Genomic DNA, 19,740 nt, shown 5'->3' on the forward strand with positions numbered 1-19,740 from the left:
TTGATTAAGATGCTTTTTTATTCTCAACGATTTGCATAATCATTGCATGTGCAATACTACCTTTAAATGGAATTTCAGGTAGTTGATCAAACTTAAAGAATTGAGCCTCGCTAATTTCTTCCACTTGTAATTGAATATCACCTGAATCATATTCAGCATGAAAAGCAATCATTAAATTACTTGGAAATGGCCACGGTTGGCTCGACATATAACGAATATTTTTCAGTTTTAAACCGACTTCTTCAAAAGCTTCTCGTTGTACAGCTTCTTCTAATGTTTCACCGACTTCAACAAATCCAGCGATTAGACCGTACATATTACTTTTATTATGCGCCGATTTCGCAAGTAAAATTTCATCATCACCTTTGGTAATGATTGTAATAATACAAGGTTGAACGCGAGGATATTGATGATAGCCACAAGCAGGGCAAACCATTGCATATTCTTTAGCATGAATTTCAGTCATATGACCGCAATGGCTACAGAATTTATGGTTACGTCGCCATTCTAATAGTTGAACTGCTCGACTGGCTTGAAGGAATTCTGTAGTTGACCATGACTGAATCAATTCACGGATTGGAACGAGCTGATAGCCATCGGGAATGGCTTCATTTTCAAGTAGATCCCGCGCGATAACGTGATCATTATGATTCAAGGGTAAATCACTTGCTAACTTTTCAACTTCTGGCAATTGAAGATTTTGGTCGACTAGCAGTTTTTGGTGTTGAAAAATATAAGCAAGTGATAGTTGAGTCATTATGCGGCTATGTTCTGTAATTGCTGACTGCTTGATAATGCCACATCAAACATAGATTGCAATACAGGCTGCTTATTGTTCAGGTTATCAACGAGTAAATCTAAACTAGCAACAACATTTAGAATGCAGTTAATTTGCTCAGCATCAATCGCTTCATTTTGATTCAAACGATGCTGTGCAAAATGTGCTGCACCTAACAGTGCAGTTTGTTGAGCAGAGCTACCTAAGAATAACGCAGCGCCTGATAACTCATTCAGATATACAGGAAGGGCTTCTAATGTATTGGCTGTTGGATCCTGCACATACAAACTTAAGGTTTGAGTCAATGTTTCAATCAAAATCTTAGTTTCAGTCAACAATGCTCGATGAGCTTCATCTAAACGATCTAAAGAAATTTGCATATTATTGACGCGTAATTGTAAACGACTTGAAGTGTAATTACGCTCTAAGATACCGATTGAATTCATTGATGCCAAAATACTATTCATTAACTGTTGAATAGAAGTTGCATCAGTTAATGTATTCGGTTGACTCAATTTTTCAGCTTGCTGAGTTAATTCTTTCGCTGCTTCATTTAAGTTAAGTACCTTAAATACATTAGAAAGTTGAGTTAACTTTTGCTGTAGTTCTTGGGTTTTTTCAGCTGACATATTTTGATGGTTATACTCAATTTCATTACGAATTTGAGCCATTTCATTTGTTATTAATTGACTGATTGTATGTACCGTTTCATAGTCAGGACCGTATAAATGACGACTCAAAACTTGAAGTTGAGTATCACTGAGTAATTCATCACCAATGTTCAATTGTTGACGAATATGTTGTGATAAATCATCTTCTTGACTGATGCAGATCGTCAAAATATCTGCCAAATCAGCAATACTGTTTTGATAAGTTGTTGGTTGAGCCAAGAATTTTGCAATATTCGTTTCGATTTGAATAAGGGTGCGTAAACGTGCTTCTGTAATCAAAAGCTCATCAATATGTCCTAAGCCTACATTGACCAATTGCCAATATTGTTGGCACGGTAGATTGTTGGCTAAACCTGCAAGGTAAACACCAACGAGTTTAATTCCTTGTAAATCGAGAGGAGATTCACTTTGTTTAATCAGCTTGTTTAAGCATAATTTATAAAGTTGGTGGATATACTTTGATTGTTCCAAGCTTGGTGCTTGTGGCAAATTGAAATTCGGTGTCATGAAGTCCAAGAAAGGTTGCAGAGCTTGTCCTTCTTTGGTGATCGGTTTCCCCAGTGCTTTTTCTAAACGATTGAGTGTATCTGTTAAGAACTGAGGCACTCTTACTTCACGTAAACAAATAAACTCAATATAGCGTTTTAACATCGTTGTACCTTCACTGAGAGCAACGACATCGCTAGTTTTAATTTGTTGAGGTTGAGCCATGATTTGGCGCATAAGCTCAGCTGAATATTGAGTGATTTGTGCTACATGAGGTATATCAATTAATGCAAGTACTTGTGTGCATTGTTCGAACTGATTAAGTGCGTCATCAATACCAAAAGGCAATGCTTGTTCTTCGGCAAGCGTATTGACTGCTGTCTCCACCAATTTAATCGAATTATCGATCTCATTTTTTATTATTAATAATGCAGTTGGGTCGAAATGAATCGAGGTTTGGTAAGACATATGACCTACACCTTTCCTAAGTTGTTATATCCATGAACCTCCTAGAATAGGAGGTAAAATCATTAACAGTTAATATAACTTAAGTTTGAAAACTTGAAATACAAAAAATTACACTCAACAGCAAATTTATTTTGCAAAAAGGCAAGCGTTTCCATGTTTTTGCTCAAATTGTTTGACCCAAGTCTCATGTTCATTTAGTTCATGTTCTGATGGATAGATAATTGGTAAATCTACTTCGATACGAGAACGAGTGGTTTTATTTTGGTTTTGTTCATTTTGTGAAAGGGCATCCATATCAAAAGAAACTTGTCCACCCGTCATTGCGAGATAAACATCAGCCAAAATTTCAGCATCGAGTAACGCACCATGGAAGGTACGATCACGTGCAGGAATTTCATAACGGCGAACTAAAGCGTCTAAAGAGTTCTTTTGCCCAGGATGTTTATTTTTAGCTAAAGCCAGTGTATCTGTAACTTCGCAAACATCTGATAATAATGGCAGCCCAGCACGTTTGAACTCCATATTTAGGAAGTTCATATCGAATGTCGCGTTATGCGCAATAATTTCAGCGCCTTGTAAAAAATTAAACAGTGTGTCAGCAATTTCTGCGTATTTAGGTTTATCCTGCAAAAACTCGTCGCTGATACCGTGAATATCCTCAGAGTCACCTACAGGTTTTTCTGGATTGATATAAATATGAATTGAGCTTCCCGTAAGTTTACGATTGATCATTTCAATCGCACCAACCTCAATAATACGGTCACCATCTTGGAAATAGAAACCTGTAGTTTCGGTATCCAGAATAAGTTGGCGAGGGCCTTGCAACTGAACTTTTGCCTCAGTAATAACAATCTGAGGGTGAGCTGTCGTTGTTGATGTATTTGGGCTTGCTGAGTGACTTAGTACAGCTACATCAGGATTACTTTCTTCGATACTGAACTCTTCGACTTCTTCAACCAAGTTATCGATATCTTCATCAAGGTCGAGACCAAATGGATCATCTAATAACCAGTCGGATTCAGGCTTTTTTGTATCAGCGTTAGCCTGCACGAGAGATTTCATTTGTTTGGCCGTTTGTTCGGCACCGAGATTGGCCAATTGATCAGCCATTTCATTACCAGCATGTCCCGCATGCCCTTTGATCCAATTCCATTCAATTTTTCGGTTAGCGCAGACAGCATCTAACTTTTTCCATAAATCAGGATTTTTAACATCTTTCCAATTTTTCTTTTTCCAACCATGAATCCATTCAGTAATACCTTGTTTAACGTAATTGGAATCAGTCCAAATAATCAGATGTGCGTCTGTAGGGCAAAAACTTACACCTTCAATCGCAGCTTGCAGTTCCATTCTGTTATTGGTTGTTTCAGGTTCTCCGCCACAAAGTTTATGTTCACCTTGTTCGGTAATGATATATGCACCCCAACCACCTAAACCTGGATTGCCTTTACATGCGCCATCAACATAAAGTGTGATTGTTTGAGACATAGTTAAACCTAAAGTTAAAAGTTTGTGTTGTATTACGAGATTACATTCATAAAAAATGATGTTTTATTTGAATGTATATGGCTAGAGTTTAGCACTCTAGCTAGATAAGTTATATTTTAAAGCTTAATTCTGGTGTTGAGCGGTTACAAAACTCATATTTTTTAATTTCTTGTAACATTTGCATGCAAATCACGTTAAATTATTGCCTTGTCTAAGTGACATGCTTTACTACAATGGCAAATCAAAGAAATAAACTAGCGTGAGTTGACTGGAAGTTTTTATGTATAAATCGAACACATTGGTGCTGCAAACATCTGCAACATCATTATTCAAAATCACTGTACTCACTTCTGCTCTAACTGCGTTGGGAATCACGACAGGTTGTTCCTCAACACCACAATCAAACAAAGTATCATCATCTAAGCAAGTTGGTTCAGGTTATTTAGATGCAAGTAGTTTAGATTCTTTAGAAGATTTATTATCAGCTACCGATATGCGCGCTGTTGAAGGTGACCGTTTATTGGTACTGAAACACGGTGATGTGTGGAAGCGAATGACGGTTGGATTCAAAATGGATTTAAACCATTGGGATTCTCGTATTGAAGCACAACGTAGTTGGTTTATTTCTCGTCAACCATATTTAGATCGCTTAAGCGCGCGTGCCAGTCGTTATTTGTATCATACGGTTAAAGAAGCTGAACGCCGTGGTATGCCAACCGAATTGGCTTTACTTCCTGTTATTGAAAGTTCTTACGATCCAGCTGCAACCAGTAGTGCAGCAGCAGCGGGTTTATGGCAATTTATCCCAAGCACGGGGCGTATTTATGGTTTGCAGCAAACCAGTCTATATGATGGTCGCCGTGATGTGGTTGAGTCGACACGCGCTGCTTATGAGTTTTTAGGTAGTTTATATAATCAATTTGGTTCATGGGAATTGGCTTTAGCCGCTTATAACGCAGGACCGGGTCGTATTCAACAGGCGATTAACCGTAACCGTGCAGCAGGATTACCAACAGATTACTGGTCATTAAAACTTCCGCAGGAAACCATGAACTATGTTCCACGCTTCTTGGCGGTTGCTCAAATTATTAAAAATCCAAGTGCCTATGGTGTAAGTTTGCCGCCTATCGCAAACCGTCCACACTTCCGTGAAGTTGGTTTAGCTGCACCTTTGGATATGAATCAAATTGCTTCAATTACAGGCTTAAGCCGTGCGGAATTGTATGCTTTGAACCCTGCTCATCGCGGTGAAACCGTTGATCCAATGAGCCCAATGCGTATTTTAATTCCTGCAGATTTAAGTCCGTCAGTCGATGCGAAATTACGTTCTGGAAAAGTAAGTTCAGGTGGTTTCTGGGCAAGCAATAGCCAACCACCTGCAATGAATAACAATACATCTAATGTCGCTACTACCACAGTTCGAACCAATATCAACTCAGGTCAGACGATTACACCGTCAACTAAGACACCACCGCCTTTAACGGCAAGTCATACAGTAGTAATGCGCCCAACAACATCAACGCTGACTAAAACCAATACACCACGAGGTTCTGATGCATTAGCTTCATTTGCTGCTGCTGCCGATGTGCCTAGTGCCCCGCGTATTCCTGTTGCGATTACACCAGCGGAAAATGTAAAGCCAGTTAAGATTGAGCCACCGATTTCGGTTAAAGAGCGTGAACAAATTATTGCCGCTGTAAAAGAAACCGGCGAGAAGAAAACAGTTACTCAAGTATTAGAACCACAAGCGACACAAGCAGAAAAAGACCAAGTTGTTGCTGAAATTAAAGCAATTGCACCTCAAGGTACAGAAATTGTCGATCCATTTGATGGCAAGATTAAATTAACAGCAATTCAAACCAGCCAATCTGTTGCTGATCAGAAAGGTGTTGAAGTCAGCAAGGGCTTTGCTTATCCAAAAAACTTAGTTGAAGATGCAGCGACAGCAAATAGTGAAGATGCCAAACGCAATCAAGGAAAGCCGTATATTAAAACGGATACTGATGTTGTTGTGGTTGCACCGAAAGGAAAACGTAGCACTTATGTCGTGTTACCAGGCGATACCTTGGCTTTGATTGCACAAAAAAATGGTGTCAATTGGCGTGATATCGCAACGTGGAACCAGATTGATCCGACTGGAACTTTATTTGTAGGTGCAAGCCTGTATTTATATGATGCAAAACCACAGGATGTTGAGGCTGCAAAAGTCGTTGAACGTAAACCTGAGAGTTATGTCGTACAATCAGGGGATAATCTTACCAATTTAGCAACCCGTTTTGATTTAACTTTAAAACAGTTAGCAGACTATAATAATTTATCAGTGACAGATAATTTATTTGTTGGTCAAAAACTAACGCTCAAAGAACCAAAAAACAATCCACGGAACACTCAATTAAACGCGCCACAACAATCAACTCGCGCTGTCGAAAATAAAGCAACTACGATGCAAAAGGTTGCCACGAAATCTTATACAGTGAAACGTGGCGAGTATTTAAAGTTGATTGCTGATCGTTATGCTTTATCTAATCAAGAGCTGGCTGATTTAACCTCAGGTTTGACTGCGAATAGCAATTTGTCTGTGGGGCAAAAAATTAATGTACCACAGCATGAGGTCTCAAAAACTGAAGAAGTGGCTGAGCCTAAAAGTACGGTTAAATATGAAAATGTAACAGCTTCAAGTAATTATAAGACAGAATCTTATATCGTACAGCGTGGTGATACTTTATCGAGCATTGCAACGAAATCTAAAATCACACTGAATGAATTGGCTGAATTGAATAATTTTAAAACCAATAAAGCTGTGCGTTCAGGTCAGGTTTTAAAGATTCCAGCAGGTTCAACGATTCCTGAGCAGTATGTGGTGCAGTCTGGTGATAGCTTAAATGCAATTGCCAGTAAATATGAGCTTACTGTGAATTATATTGCTGATCTAAATGGTTTGGAACGCACAGCAGGCGTTCGCGTTGGACAAAAGCTAAAACTCACAGGTGATGCACCAAGCAAAAATAATGTGAGCAGTAATAGCAAGTCAAAAGACAAGGATAAGCAAGAAACTGCGCCAGATATTTATACAGTTAAATCTGGAGACACTTTAGGCAATATTGCGAGTCGCTATTATTTACAACTGGATTATGTGACCGCTTTAAATGGCTTATCTCGTGGTAGTAGCGTTCGTGTGGGTCAAAAACTGAAACTCACAGGTGATGTACCAAAAGCAGAAACAGCAAAAGCGGAAAATAGTAAGAATAGTTCAAAGTCAGTGCCAAGCAAGAATACTGAAAAATATACGGTGAAGGCAGGTGAGTCTTTGAATAGTATTGCAAGCCGCTTTGGTTTGTCAGGTCGTGAATTAGCAGAGTTAAATGATCTGAAAGCCAATGCAAGTTTACAACGTGGTCAAAGTATTTCTGTCCCTAAAACAGTGACTGAATATAAAGTAAAACGTGGTGATACTTGGATTGGTTTAGCAAGTAAATATGGGATGGACACTAGTGCACTTGCTGAAATGAATGATCTCACTCCAAGTACTCAATTGCGGATTGGCGATGTCATTAAAGTACCAAATCTGTAATTGTTAATGAATTCATTGGTTTTATTTAAAAGGCTTAGTCTATTTTATGGATTAAGCCTTTTTGCTCAGCTTTCATTTGCGACGATGCAGACCACACCTTATTTAGCCATGCATGTTCAACCCAAATATGCAAAGTTGAGTTCGATGCCTTATGCCAATCCGAATGCGCCAAAAGGTGGAATCCTTAGCCAATCTAGCTTGGGGACATTCGATAATTTAAATAGCATGAATGGCAAAGGGAGTTCTACTGAAGGGGTGAATTATCTTTTTGATAGTTTAATGGATCGTGCTTTAGATGAGCCACGCGTCATGTACCCGTTACTCGCAGAGAAGGTGAGTTATGATCCTGATCATCTTAAAGATGTGACCTTTCATTTAAATCCTCAAGCCCGTTTTAACAATGGTCAGCCTTTGACCGCAGAAGATGTTAAATTCACCTTTGATACCTACCAAACGAAAGCCAATTTAGGTTTTCAAATGTATTTGTCTGATTTAGCAAAAACAGAAGTGATTTCTAAGTATCAGGTCAAATTTATTTTTAAGTCCAAGAACAATGTGGAAATGCCACTGATTCTGGCGAGTCTACCGATCTATTCAAAATTGGATTGGAAAAATAAAGATTTTACGCGTGTGACACTACAACCGATTGTCGGTTCAGGGCCCTATATTGTTGATCGAATTGATGCAGGGCGGAGTATCACCTATAAACGCAGTCCGAACTATTGGGCAAAAGATTTGCCTGTCAATAAAGGGCGTTATAATTTTGATCGACTCAAATATGTGTATTATCGGAATTTAGACGTCAGTTTTGAGGGCTTTAAATCTCGACAATTCAATTTATATGAAGAAAAAAATATCCGAAATTGGGTTACAGCTTATCATTTTCCCGCCGTGCAAGCAGGTCAGATCAAAAAATACAAAGCACGTTTGGGGACACCGCTCGATATTCAAAGCTTGGTATTTAATATTCGTCGTTCACCACTGAATGATATTCATCTTCGTAAAGCACTTACGTATGCTTATGATTTTGAATGGCAAAATAAGGCTTTATTCTTTAATCAAAATCGGCGTTTGCAAAGCTATTTTGATAATACAGATTTGGCTGCAACAGGTCGACCCAGTGCTAAAGAGTTAAAAGTACTGAAACCTTTCCTCGCTCAACTGAATCCAGTCATGCGACAGGGGCTTTTAGCCGATTGGCATTATCCTGTTTCTGATGGCAGTGGTTTCAATCGGCAGAATTTATTGGTTGCACAACAGATTTTAAAAGATGCAGGTTATGTAATTCGTCGTAATCAGTTATATGATCGACAGGGTAAAGCGGTTCGTATTGAATTATTAATGCAGCAAGAAAATCCACAACGTGAGTTGATGCCTTTTGTGCGTAATTTGAATCGTTTAGGAATCCAAGTCAATCTTAGACAGGTGGATGTTCCACAATATATGGAGCGAATCCGCCACCAAGATTTTGATATGATGATGTTGAAATTGCCACAAACTTTGACACCTGGTAAGGAGCAAGCCCAGTTTTGGGGGAGTGCTGCTGCGGATGAAGCAGGAAATTATAACTATTCAGGGATAAAGAACCCAGCAATTGATCAGATGATCGAGAAAATTGTAGCGGCAAAAACAAGAGAAGAAGTAGTCTTGTACACCCATGTACTCGATCGTTTATTACGTGCAGGTTATTATCAAATTCTGACCTATGGTAAACCTGAGCGATGGTTTGCTTATTGGGATATCTATCAGCAACCTCAAATTAAACCGAAGCTTTCTGTAGGATGGGAATATTGGTGGGTGGATGGAACGAAAGCGAAGAAACTCGACCAACCTATACGAAAATCTGACTTAAAATAATTAAGGATCTTATTAGATGGTTCACTATATTCTGAAAAGAATGTTATTGATGATCCCAACTTTATTTTTCATTTTATTGATTAATTTTACGATTGTGCAAATTGCACCAGGTGGCCCTGTCGAACAAGCCATTCAGCAAATTCAGAATGCGCAAGGTTTAGGTGTTGGGAATAATGCCCAATCCAGTTTGAGTACCTTGGCTCAATATCAAGGGGCACGTGGGTTAAGTCCAGAGATGATTGAAAAGATCAAAGCACAGTATGGTTTTGATCGCCCTGCATATGAACGTTTTTGGTTAATGCTCAAAGGTTATTTGACCTTGGATTTTGGCACCAGTTTTTTCAAAGACAAACCTGTAACGCAACTGCTCTATGAAAAGTTGCCTGTCACGCTGTCTTTGGGAATATGGAGTACTTTTCTCATTTATTTGATTGCGATCCCACTGGGAATTAAAAAAGCCAAAAACAATGGTTTACTGTTTGATCAATCGACTTCGTTATTACTTGCGGTGAGTTATGCCATTCCATCATTTGTCTTTGCCATTCTGCTCATCGTTTTTTTTGCTGGGGGCAGTTATCTACAATGGTTTCCATTACAAGGGTTGGTCTCTGAAAACTTTACTCAACTCAGCCTATTGGCAAAAATAAAAGACTATCTATGGCACATGAGTTTACCCATTTTAAGTATGGTATTGGGTAGTTTTGCTGCACGAACCTATCTGACCAAATATTCCTTTGTAGAAGAATTAAAGAAACCGTATGTTCTGACGGCACGATCAAAAGGTTTAAATGACAATCAGGTACTTTATGGGCATGTTTTTCGTAATGCGATTTTGGTGGTGGTTGCAGCTTTACCCGAAGCATTGGTCGGTATTTTCTTTGTCGGCAATTTATTTATCGAAATTATTTTTAATCTCGATGGGATTGGTTTATTGGGTTTTGAGGCGATCACCCAACGTGATTATCCTGTGATTTTTGGAACCTTATTTTTATTTACCTTATTTGGAATGATCTTACGTTTAATTGGCGATTTGTTCTATCAAATGATTGATCCTCGGATTGATTTTGAAGCGAGAGGTGGAACATGATGTCACCGCTGATGCGCGCACGATTTCACCGTTTTAGACAAAATAAATTGGGTGTCCGTTGTCTCATTCTATTTTTAATGATTTTTATTTTGTCATTATTTGCTGAGTTGATTGCCAACGATAAACCTTTGTTGGTTCGTTATCAGCATTCTTTGTATTTTCCTATTTTTAAAGATTATCCAGAAACCACGTTTGGTGGTGTTTTTGAAACGGTGACAGATTATCAAGACCCTGCGGTAAAACAGCTGATTCAGAATCAAGGATGGATGATTTCTCCCCCCGTTACATTTTCTTATCAGTCACCAAATCTTTCGCTTACTGTACCAGTTCCCTCCAAACCGAGTTCACAGAACTGGCTTGGAACAGATGATCAGGGACGAGATGTATTCGCTCGTATTCTCTACGGATTGCGTGTTTCTCTCCTATTTGGATTTGCCTTGACGCTTGGTTCTGCTGTGATCGGTGTTATTGTCGGTGCAATACAAGGCTATTATGGGGGATGGATTGACTTGATTGGGCAGAGGATTCTGGAAGTGTGGGGTGGTTTACCTATGCTTTTTATCGTCATGATTTTGGTCAGTATGTTTAGCCCTAGTGTGTATTGGTTGTTTTTGATCATGTTGTTGTTTGGTTGGACAGAGTTAGTGGGATTAGTCAGAGCAGAGTTTTTACGTGCCCGAAATTTTGACTATGTTCGTGCGGCTCAAGCATTAGGTGTTCGTGATCATCAAATTATCTTTAAGCATATTTTACCCAATGCCATGAGTTCTAGCTTGTCGCAAATACCTTTTATGTTGACCGCCAATATTATCGCTTTAACTGCATTGGATTTTCTGGGTTATGGTTTACCTGCTGATGCCGCTTCACTTGGGGAGTTGTTATTGCAAGGCAAAAATAATCTCGATGCACCTTGGCTGGTGCTTTCAGGATTCTTTACTTTGGCGATTGTATTGTCTTTATTGATTTATATTGGGGAGGCGGCACGTGATGCATTTGACCCAAGACGATAATACTGTTTCAAATCCAGCTTTATTAAGAGTTAAGCGACTCAGTATTCAAAATGAAACAGGACATCGTCTTGTGGAAGATTTGAGTTTTGATGTTTATCCTGCACAGACTGTGGCGATTGTGGGAGAAAGTGGGTCTGGTAAATCAATCAGTGCGTTAGCTTTATTGGGATTATTACCTAATAATCTAACAGTACAAGGACAAGTTGAGTTTGCAGGTCAAGCGCTGTTGTCTTTAAGTCCAATTCAGTTACAGCAGATTCGAGGCAAGCGGATTGCCATTATTTTCCAAGAACCAATGACTGCGTTGAATCCTTTGCATCGTGTAGAAAAAATGATGGCTGAAAGCCTGATCTTGCAAGGTGTTTCTAAAGCGGATATTCGACAACAGACACTTTCTTTATTGCAGGATGTTGGGATTGCTGAAGCAGCGCAAATTCTTAAATGCTATCCACATGAGTTGTCGGGTGGGCAACGACAGCGTGTGATGTTGGCGATGGCTCTAGCTTTAGAGCCAGAGATTTTGATTGCGGACGAACCAACAACGGCTTTGGATGTCGTGTTGCAAGCACAGATTCTCACGTTGTTAAAAAAACTCCAAGAGCAACGAAACATGGCGATGATTTTGATTAGCCATGATCTAAATCTTGTTAAGCAATATACAGATCATGTCGTTGTTCTGAATCAAGGTCACGTAGAAGAGCAGGGCAATACCATTGATATCTTTACACATCCTCAAACGGCATACACACGAAATTTACTTAATCATGATTTTGGACAAGCTCTATTAATAGCACCAAGTGAAAAATTACTTGAACTAAAAAATGTCACGGTCAAGTATCCTATCAAACGTGGTTTATTGAACCAAATTAAAACGTATAAAGTCGCAGCGGACTCAATAAATTTCAATTTGTCCAAAGGCGAGGCTTTGGGTATTGTTGGTGAGAGTGGTTCGGGAAAATCATCATTGGCTTTGGCGATTGCACGTTTAATTTCAAGTGAAGGAGAAATTTGCTTTCATTCCAATAACTTAAATCAACTCAATCAAAAACAACTTCGCCCCCTACGCCGTGATTTTCAAATTGTATTCCAAGATCCTTTGAGTAGTTTGAATCCTCGCATGTCTGTTGAGCAAATTATTGCGGAAGGGCTTCACCTTCAAAATATTTCCAAACAGCAATCTAATCTGCAAATTGAAGCTGTTTTAGCAAAAGTCGAACTCTCTTTGGAGGATAAAAACAAATATCCGCATCAACTTTCAGGTGGTCAACGACAAAGGGTCGCACTGGCACGCGCTTTGGTTTTAAAGCCTAAATTGATGATTTTGGATGAGCCGACTTCTGCATTAGATCGCAGCACTCAAATGGCGATGATTCAACTGTTACGCCGTTTGCAGCAACAAGAGCAGATCAGTTATGTGTTTATCAGTCATGACTTACAAGTCATTAAAGCACTATGTCAGAACGTCATGGTCATGCATCAAGCTGAAGTATTGGAATATCAAGCAACAGAACTTTTATTTAATCAACCTCAAACTGAATATACACGTCAGCTTATTTCTGCAAGCGAATATTAGCATTGTAATTAAATTGACATATGTTATTGTCAATTTATCGGAAGAACCCTTGACAGTCACAATAATCAGATTAAATTGGAGTAAATACTCTAATTGTAGCAGAGGATGACCATGAGTCAGATTGCAGACAGTATCCAAATTCGTAATACCACATTTAAAAACCGCATTATTAAAGGGGCGATGAGTGAGGCGCTTGCCAATCACGAAGGGCAGCCGAATGAGTTACACATTGGCTTATATGAGGCTTGGGCAAAAGGTGGTTTAGGTTGTGCGATTACAGGCAATGTGATGGTCAATATTGCTGCCAAAAATGAGCCTGGTGTGGTTGCGATTGAAACTGAACGTGACTTAGCAAAATTAAAGCAATGGGCTGATGTTGGTAAAAAATATGGCATGGTGCAATTGATTCAATTGTCTCACCCTGGTCGTCAATGTCCTAAAGGTTTGAATAAAGAAACTGTTGCACCATCAGCAGTTCCTTTTAGCCCAATGCTAGCAGCGATGTTTGGGACTCCGCGTGAACTTCAACATGAAGAAATCCTCGATATTATTCAGCGTTTTGCAACAGCCGCAGCAGTGTGTGAAAAAGCAGGATTTGAAGGTGTGCAGCTTCATGGTGCGCATGGTTATCTGATTAGTCAATTTCTATCTCCATTAACCAATAAACGTACCGATCAATGGGGTGGTTCGATTGAGAACCGTATGCGTTTCTTGGTGGAAATTTATAAGGCTGTACGTGCAGCAACATCAGAAAACTTTATCATTTCTGTGAAGCTCAATTCAGCAGATTTCCAACGCGGTGGAATCACAGAAGAAGATGTCATTACTGTATTCAAAACCATTGACGAAGCTGGTATTGATATTATTGAAATCTCAGGTGGTACCTATGAAGCGCCAGCAATGGCGGGTGCCAAAGCTGAGTCTCGTAAAGCCAGTACCATTGCACGAGAAGCTTATTTCTTAGAATTTGCTGAAAAGATTCGTCAGCATGTGACTTGTAAATTGATGGTTACAGGCGGTTTTCGTACAGTAGCAGGAATGAATGCAGCACTTCAAAGTGGTGCATGTGATTTTATTGGTATTGCACGTCCATTGGCAGTTGAAACTGATTTAACAGATCGTTTAATTGCAGGCAATGATGTACGTTATGCCGTGAATCAAATTAAAACAGGGATTCCTTTTGTCGATAAAATGGCAATCATGGAAATCATTTGGTATGCAGCACAATTCAAGGCGATTGGACAAGGTAAAAAACCAAATCCAAAATTATCGCCTTTGATTGTGTTTTTAAATTATGCAAAAGGCAATATTAAGGCTGTAGTTAAAGGTCGAGTCAATTCGCGTAAATCGGCATAACTGAATTACCACGCAATTGTCCAATAGGACCGAAATGTAGAAGCAGACCATTGCCCTTTAATTAAAGATTTTTTAAAGGCGGGTCTGTTTTCTATTTGGGCTAAATAACGCTGTATATGTTTAAATTGATGGTCATTTTGCGAGCAAGCCAGTAATGGAAACCACATCAAAATATCTGCAATCGTAAATTGATCTCCAGCAAACCATGAGTGATCTTTTAAATGCTTATCAATCATGGTCATTTGTTGCTGTAACGATGGATTTAAATAGCCTTGATCAAATCCATATTTTAAAAACTTTGAAACGAAGCGAACAGGAAATGGCGTACGTTGTACAATTTGGTGAAAAATTTGTTTGAGTAATAGGTCTGGAATAAATGTGGCTTCACAATAATTTTTCCAATAATAAAAACTTTGAAGTTGTGGTCCTAATAATTTACTTTGCTTTAACTTAGGATATAGATAAGACAAGTAATCAATAATCGCTGAAGTTTCGGCTAAGATAAAAATTTGCTCTTGATTTATTATTTCAAGGGTAGGAAATTTCGATAATTGATGCGGTGAATTTTTCTTTTCATCTACGTTTGAATGGTGGTTGATGACTAACTCGTAAGGAAGTCCTAATTCTTCTAAAAACCAAACGATGCGTTGAGAACGTGAATTTTGTAAGTGGAATAAACGGATTTGCATATTAGGTTTAAAATTATGGTTTTGATCTGTTTTCAGTATAGGGTAGAAAATATACTAAGGATAATAAAATAGATTTTTCAAAATAATTATTTTGTAGCAGCTCTATTTATAAAGAACCAATAAAAAAGCCACTGTCTTAAAGATGCAGTGGCTTTTTAAAATTTGGCGTCCCTACGGGGATTCGAACCCCGGTTACCGCCGTGAAAGGGCGATGTCCTAGGCCTCTAGACGATAGGGACTTCTTGAGGTGGGTGTATATTAGGGCTCTGTCACCAAAGTGTCAAGAAGATGAGGAGACAGTTTGTTCAAAATATAGCAAAACAGTTCAGCAGTTTTTTGCGTATCGTATAAAGCAGAGTGTGCTTCTTTACCATCAAACTCGATGCCAGCTTGAATACATGCACGTGCTAACACAGTTTGACCAAACATCACTGCGCTCAAAGTCACAGTATCAAATACCGAAAAGCTATGAAAGGGATTCTGATTTTTTGTACCAGATCGAGCAATTGCAGCTTGTAAAAAACCTAAGTCAAAGTGAGCATTATGTCCTACCAATACTGCATGAGTACAATGCTGTGCTTTTCGGACTTCCGTGAGTGATTTGAAAATACGACGTAAAGCTGTTCGCTCATCTTCGGCCATCGCTACACGCATCGGATTAAAAGGATCAATTCCAATGAAGTCTAATGAGCGACGATCTAAGTTTGCACCTTCAAAAGGATTGATGTGTGCATGGAATGATGGACCAGGTATGAACTGACCTTGCTCATCATAGATAATAGGGATACAAGCAATTTCAAGTAATGCATCAGTTTGAGAATTAAAACCTGCTGTTTCAACATCAACAACAACAGGTAAGAATCCACGAAAACGCTGACCAATCACAGGAGCTTTGTTTTCTTCTTGTGTCACACTTTTCTCCATTGCAGTGTTTTACCTGCATGAAGTGGAATGATTTTTTGATCTTCTAGATAATCAAAAGATTCAGCAACTGTATTTTCTTCTTTTACCAAAGTGATTGTTGAAGTATTTCGCGGTAAGCCATAGAAGTCAGCACCGAACATACTTGCGAAACCTTCTAAGCGTTCTAACTTACCCACTTGATCAAAGGCTTGTGCATACAATTCGATTGCATTTGGCGCACTGTAGCAACCCGCACAACCACATGCATTCTCTTTGGCATTCTGGGCATGTGGTGCACTGTCAGTACCTAAGAAGAATTTTGGATTACCACTAGTTGCAACTTCTAATAATGTGGTTTGATGTGTTTGACGCTTTAAAATTGGCAAACAATAGAAGTGAGGTTTCACACCACCGACCAACATGTCATTACGATTGAAGAGCAAATGTTGCGGTGTAATCGTTGCGGCAACATTACGATCTTGTTCAAGTACAAAATTTGCAGCGTCACTTGTCGTAATATGTTCTAACACAACTTTTAATTTTGGGAACTGTTTTAATAACGGAGACAAAATTTCATCTAAGAATCTTTTTTCACGATCAAAAATATCGACATGATTGTGAGTAACCTCACCATGTAACAATAACGGGACTTGGTGTTCTTCAAGTTGTTCAATCACGGCATAAACTTTACGAATATCGCTCACACCATTATCTGAATTTGTCGTTGCGCCAGCGGGGTAGAGTTTGATCGCATTTACATATTCAGATTCTTTAATTTTAAGAACTTCTTGAGGGGAAGTGAAATCTGTAAAATAAAGCACCATACGTGGGTCAAAGTGAAGTCCTTCGGGAACATGAGCGAGAATACGATCTCGATATGCCAAAGCTTCTTCTACAGTTTTGACTGGTGGAACCAAGTTCGGCATACAGATCGCACGTGCAAATTGTTTCGCAAGATCTGGAACAGTACGTTTTAAAGCTAATCCATCACGCAAGTGGGCGTGCCAATCATCTGGCTGTAAAAGTGTAATCGTATTCAAGGCGTACTTCAGGCTTAAAAATAATATAAATAATAATGCATATAGTGCGAAAATGGTAACTACAATTATGGATAAGTGGTTACGTAAAGCACATGAAAATATAAGAAATTGTGTTATTTTTATGTTGGACAAGAATACAGCATTATAAGAAGAGTGAAAGGGATGGAAAATCAATATGATATTAAGCAGTTATGTAAAGAAAAAGAAGATCTAGAACAGTTAGTCATTACACAGTCTAGAACCAAGAAAACACAGAAAAATTTGCCGACCCAACTCGAAAATGAGTTTTGGCAATTTAATATTGATCGAACTAGAATTAATGCGATTCAGTTCTTTGGTCAAGGGGTGATTACGTATACGATTTTTGTACTTTTGATTTTACCATCAAACTTATTGGTTATTCGAACAAGTACTCACTTTCTATTAGATCTTATATATAGCATTCTTAGTTTGGTTGTGGTGGGTGTTGCATTATTTTCATTTTGGGCATTTTCCCGTTTTAGACGGCTTAACCCATTATTTTATCCTGCAACCTGTGTGATTGTGTTTTGCACAATTCTTTTTCCATCTTTATTGATGATGAGTATTTCTAATGCAGTGTTGCAAAGCCAGTCGATGGTGTTGATTGCATTCTTATATATGCTAGGTTTTATTTTGAGTGGGATTAAACCCAAACATATGTTATGGATTGGTTCTTCAGCAGCAATTGTGATCTTATTGTCGTTATACTTTCTCAAAGTATCCTGTGATTTTTTAATGTTAGGGCGTACGTTTATAGGAAGCCTATTGTTGGGTTTTTCGATTAGTGTAATGCTCAGCTCTAAGGAAAGAAAATTATTTCTAAAAACTAAAATAGCTGAAATTGATGAAAAAATTTTGCGGTTCCAAGCATCTGAGCTTCTACATTTAAGCCAACATGATGAGTTAACCAAGGTCTCAAATAGACGCACTTTTGAAGAAATGTTTAGTTATTACTATGAACTCGCATGTAAAGAAAGTAAGGCAATGTCAGTATTATTTATAGATATTGATTATTTTAAAAACTATAACGATTTTTATGGTCATCAGATGGGAGATCAAGTTATTTCCGCGATTGCGAAAACGATTAAAAGCTCAATTCGGCACATGGATTTCATTGCACGTTATGGGGGCGAGGAATTTGTTGTGCTTTTACCAGAAACATCTGCTCAAGGTGCATATGCTGTAGCAACCAATATCTATCGAGCGATTGATCGGCAGATGATTCCGCATGAAAAATCATTAGTTTCTAATCATGTGACCATTAGTTTGGGTATTACGGTGTTTAATGGCAATCCTAAAACTAGTCAAGATTCGGTGATTCATACTGCGGATAAAGCGCTATATAGAGCGAAACAACTTGGACGTAACCAAATCTATTATCAACCCTTGCCCAGTGTCGAATAAAAGAAAGCGTGATAAAAAAACCGAATACTGATGGTATTCGGTTTTTTATTGAATAATCTAAATTATTCTAAGAACTTTACAGTAACGCCAGAACGTACTTTTCCACCTAAATCATTTGCATCCCAGTTGGTTAAACGGATACAACCATGTGATGCTGTCTTCGAAATCAAAGAAGGATTCGGTGTCCCATGAATACCAAAAGATCGCTTGCTTAAACCGATCCAAATATTACCAACTGGTGCGTTTGGACCAGGTGGTAACATGAGCGGTTTAAGGTTATTACCTTGAACGAAATTTGAAGGTGAATAACTGTAGTATGGATTTTTAGTCACTCCTACAACCTTATACGTACCCGTTGGAGATGGTGTATCAGAACTACCAATTGTCGCAGGAAATGACGCGATCATTTGATTACGACTATTGAATAAATAAAGTTGACGAGCACCTTTATGTGCCACAATTAAATGAATATCTTCTGGCAAATCATTGCGCACATTGGCAACAATAATTTTTTCGCCTGCTTTTTTGAACGTTGCAGTTGGATTTAGTTTTTTGAGGAAACCTTCATCCATATGAAACTTTTCGCCCAACATCTCTGTTACACGCGTGTAGTACAAACCTTTCATTTTTGCTTGTAGTGCATAGTCAGCAGGAATTGAATCCGCATATGGACCTTTTAAGTCCGCATCCGTGATCGTGTATTCAATATATGTTGGTTTGTTTTGTTGAGCGACTAAAGCATCCCAAGTTTCTTTAGTCAATTGACCTGTTGGTGTAAGGCCATTCATTTGTTGAAATGAAGCAATTGCTTTTAGTGTATTTTTACCATTTGAGCCATCAATTGCACCAGGTGAAGCATGAGCATTGTTGAGCATCACATGTGCACGTGCATATACAGGAAATTGACCTTTACCAATATTTTCATACCAGTCAGCTGTATTCAAACTGTCTAAAGTCCATGAAACTTTGACAGCTGGTGCTGTTGTAGTCGTGGTATCGGGTGCATTTTCTAGTTTTTGAGATATTGCCGAAGCAGCTCCTGTATTGACTTGTGGCTCAGAAGCAGCTTGAACAGCAACACTTGATGCGGATTGAGCCATTACACTCGATGCAGCAGAACGCTCGATAGATAATGGGTCAATAGGATCTTGAACTGGAGCTGAGATTTTTTTTGGATTTAATGGTTGCTCAGTTGTTGGGGCAGCAAAAGCAACATTAGCAAGAATACAACTTAAACTCATAGCGAGTAATGAGCGAACAAACATGTAATTCAACCTTAAGAATTATTCATATTGAGATATAAGATATTGCAAGTATTACAGAAAATAGAACAGCTTG

General features: G+C 38.6%; 14 protein-coding genes and 1 tRNA gene. 7 read left to right on the plus strand and 8 right to left on the minus strand.

The window, feature by feature from the left end; genetic code table 11:
• Positions 1 to 4 precede the first annotated feature (4 nt).
• From nudC to dnaQ, 3 genes are all read right to left on the minus strand, one after another.
• The gene (gene nudC / locus ACN19N_RS04880; RefSeq protein WP_005157794.1) at positions 5 to 757 is read right to left on the minus strand and encodes an NAD(+) diphosphatase; all 753 of its coding nucleotides are present in this window, start codon (positions 755 to 757) and stop codon (positions 5 to 7) included.
• Entirely contained in the window at positions 757 to 2,403 is a 1,647-nt protein-coding gene (locus tag ACN19N_RS04885) for a chemotaxis protein (RefSeq protein ID WP_420002087.1), read from the minus strand. Before ACN19N_RS04885 ends, nudC begins: the two co-directional genes overlap by 1 nt.
• Positions 2,404 to 2,529: 126 nt before the next feature.
• Positions 2,530 to 3,891: a DNA polymerase III subunit epsilon gene (gene dnaQ, locus ACN19N_RS04890; protein ID WP_420002088.1), complete on the minus strand. Its 1,362-nt coding sequence runs from the start codon at positions 3,889 to 3,891 to the stop codon at positions 2,530 to 2,532.
• Positions 3,892 to 4,171: 280 nt separating this feature from the next.
• On the opposite strand from dnaQ, the gene ACN19N_RS04895 reads away from it, so the two are divergent.
• From ACN19N_RS04895 to ACN19N_RS04920, 6 genes are all read left to right on the plus strand, one after another.
• Complete coding sequence (locus ACN19N_RS04895; RefSeq protein WP_420002089.1) at positions 4,172 to 7,462, plus strand: LysM peptidoglycan-binding domain-containing protein; 3,291 nt, start codon at positions 4,172 to 4,174, stop codon at positions 7,460 to 7,462.
• A 6-nt stretch (positions 7,463 to 7,468) separates the two neighbouring features.
• A complete protein-coding gene (locus ACN19N_RS04900) occupies positions 7,469 to 9,319 on the plus strand; it encodes an extracellular solute-binding protein (RefSeq protein ID WP_420002090.1) in 1,851 nt (616 codons plus the stop codon).
• A 16-nt stretch (positions 9,320 to 9,335) separates the two neighbouring features.
• Positions 9,336 to 10,406 carry a microcin C ABC transporter permease YejB gene (gene yejB / locus ACN19N_RS04905; RefSeq protein WP_420002091.1) on the plus strand — a complete coding sequence of 357 codons (1,071 nt, stop codon included), beginning with the start codon at positions 9,336 to 9,338 and terminating at the stop codon, positions 10,404 to 10,406.
• On the plus strand, positions 10,406 to 11,416 hold the full coding sequence (locus ACN19N_RS04910) for an ABC transporter permease (RefSeq protein WP_420002092.1): 1,011 nt from the start codon (positions 10,406 to 10,408) through the stop codon (positions 11,414 to 11,416). Before yejB ends, ACN19N_RS04910 begins: the two co-directional genes overlap by 1 nt.
• Entirely contained in the window at positions 11,394 to 12,989 is a 1,596-nt protein-coding gene (locus tag ACN19N_RS04915) for an ABC transporter ATP-binding protein (protein WP_420002355.1), read from the plus strand. Before ACN19N_RS04910 ends, ACN19N_RS04915 begins: the two co-directional genes overlap by 23 nt.
• A gap of 111 nt (positions 12,990 to 13,100) precedes the next feature.
• Complete coding sequence (locus ACN19N_RS04920) at positions 13,101 to 14,345, plus strand: NADH:flavin oxidoreductase/NADH oxidase family protein (RefSeq protein WP_420002093.1); 1,245 nt, start codon at positions 13,101 to 13,103, stop codon at positions 14,343 to 14,345.
• Positions 14,346 to 14,350: 5 nt separating this feature from the next.
• Here the strand turns inward: ACN19N_RS04920 and ACN19N_RS04925 are convergent, their stop codons facing one another.
• From ACN19N_RS04925 to pyrC, 4 genes are all read right to left on the minus strand, one after another.
• Positions 14,351 to 15,034, minus strand: coding sequence for a glutathione S-transferase (locus tag ACN19N_RS04925; RefSeq protein ID WP_420002094.1), 684 nt, complete (start codon positions 15,032 to 15,034; stop codon positions 14,351 to 14,353).
• A gap of 163 nt (positions 15,035 to 15,197) precedes the next feature.
• Positions 15,198 to 15,273 (minus strand) — tRNA-Glu (locus tag ACN19N_RS04930).
• 19 nt (positions 15,274 to 15,292) lie between these two features.
• Positions 15,293 to 15,958 carry a ribonuclease T gene (gene rnt, locus ACN19N_RS04935; protein WP_420002095.1) on the minus strand — a complete coding sequence of 222 codons (666 nt, stop codon included), beginning with the start codon at positions 15,956 to 15,958 and terminating at the stop codon, positions 15,293 to 15,295.
• On the minus strand, positions 15,943 to 16,977 hold the full coding sequence (gene pyrC, locus ACN19N_RS04940; RefSeq protein ID WP_034602647.1) for a dihydroorotase: 1,035 nt from the start codon (positions 16,975 to 16,977) through the stop codon (positions 15,943 to 15,945). Before pyrC ends, rnt begins: the two co-directional genes overlap by 16 nt.
• Positions 16,978 to 17,139: 162 nt before the next feature.
• Here pyrC and ACN19N_RS04945 point away from each other — a divergent pair, with 162 nt between their 5' ends.
• Positions 17,140 to 18,402, plus strand: coding sequence for a GGDEF domain-containing protein (locus ACN19N_RS04945; protein WP_420002096.1), 1,263 nt, complete (start codon positions 17,140 to 17,142; stop codon positions 18,400 to 18,402).
• A 62-nt stretch (positions 18,403 to 18,464) separates the two neighbouring features.
• Here the strand turns inward: ACN19N_RS04945 and ACN19N_RS04950 are convergent, their stop codons facing one another.
• Positions 18,465 to 19,667: a L,D-transpeptidase family protein gene (locus ACN19N_RS04950; protein WP_269228372.1), complete on the minus strand. Its 1,203-nt coding sequence runs from the start codon at positions 19,665 to 19,667 to the stop codon at positions 18,465 to 18,467.
• Positions 19,668 to 19,740: the final 73 nt, after the last annotated feature.

The organism is Acinetobacter sp. LF10, from assembly GCF_048585715.1.
Classification (GTDB): Bacteria; Pseudomonadota; Gammaproteobacteria; order Pseudomonadales; family Moraxellaceae; genus Acinetobacter.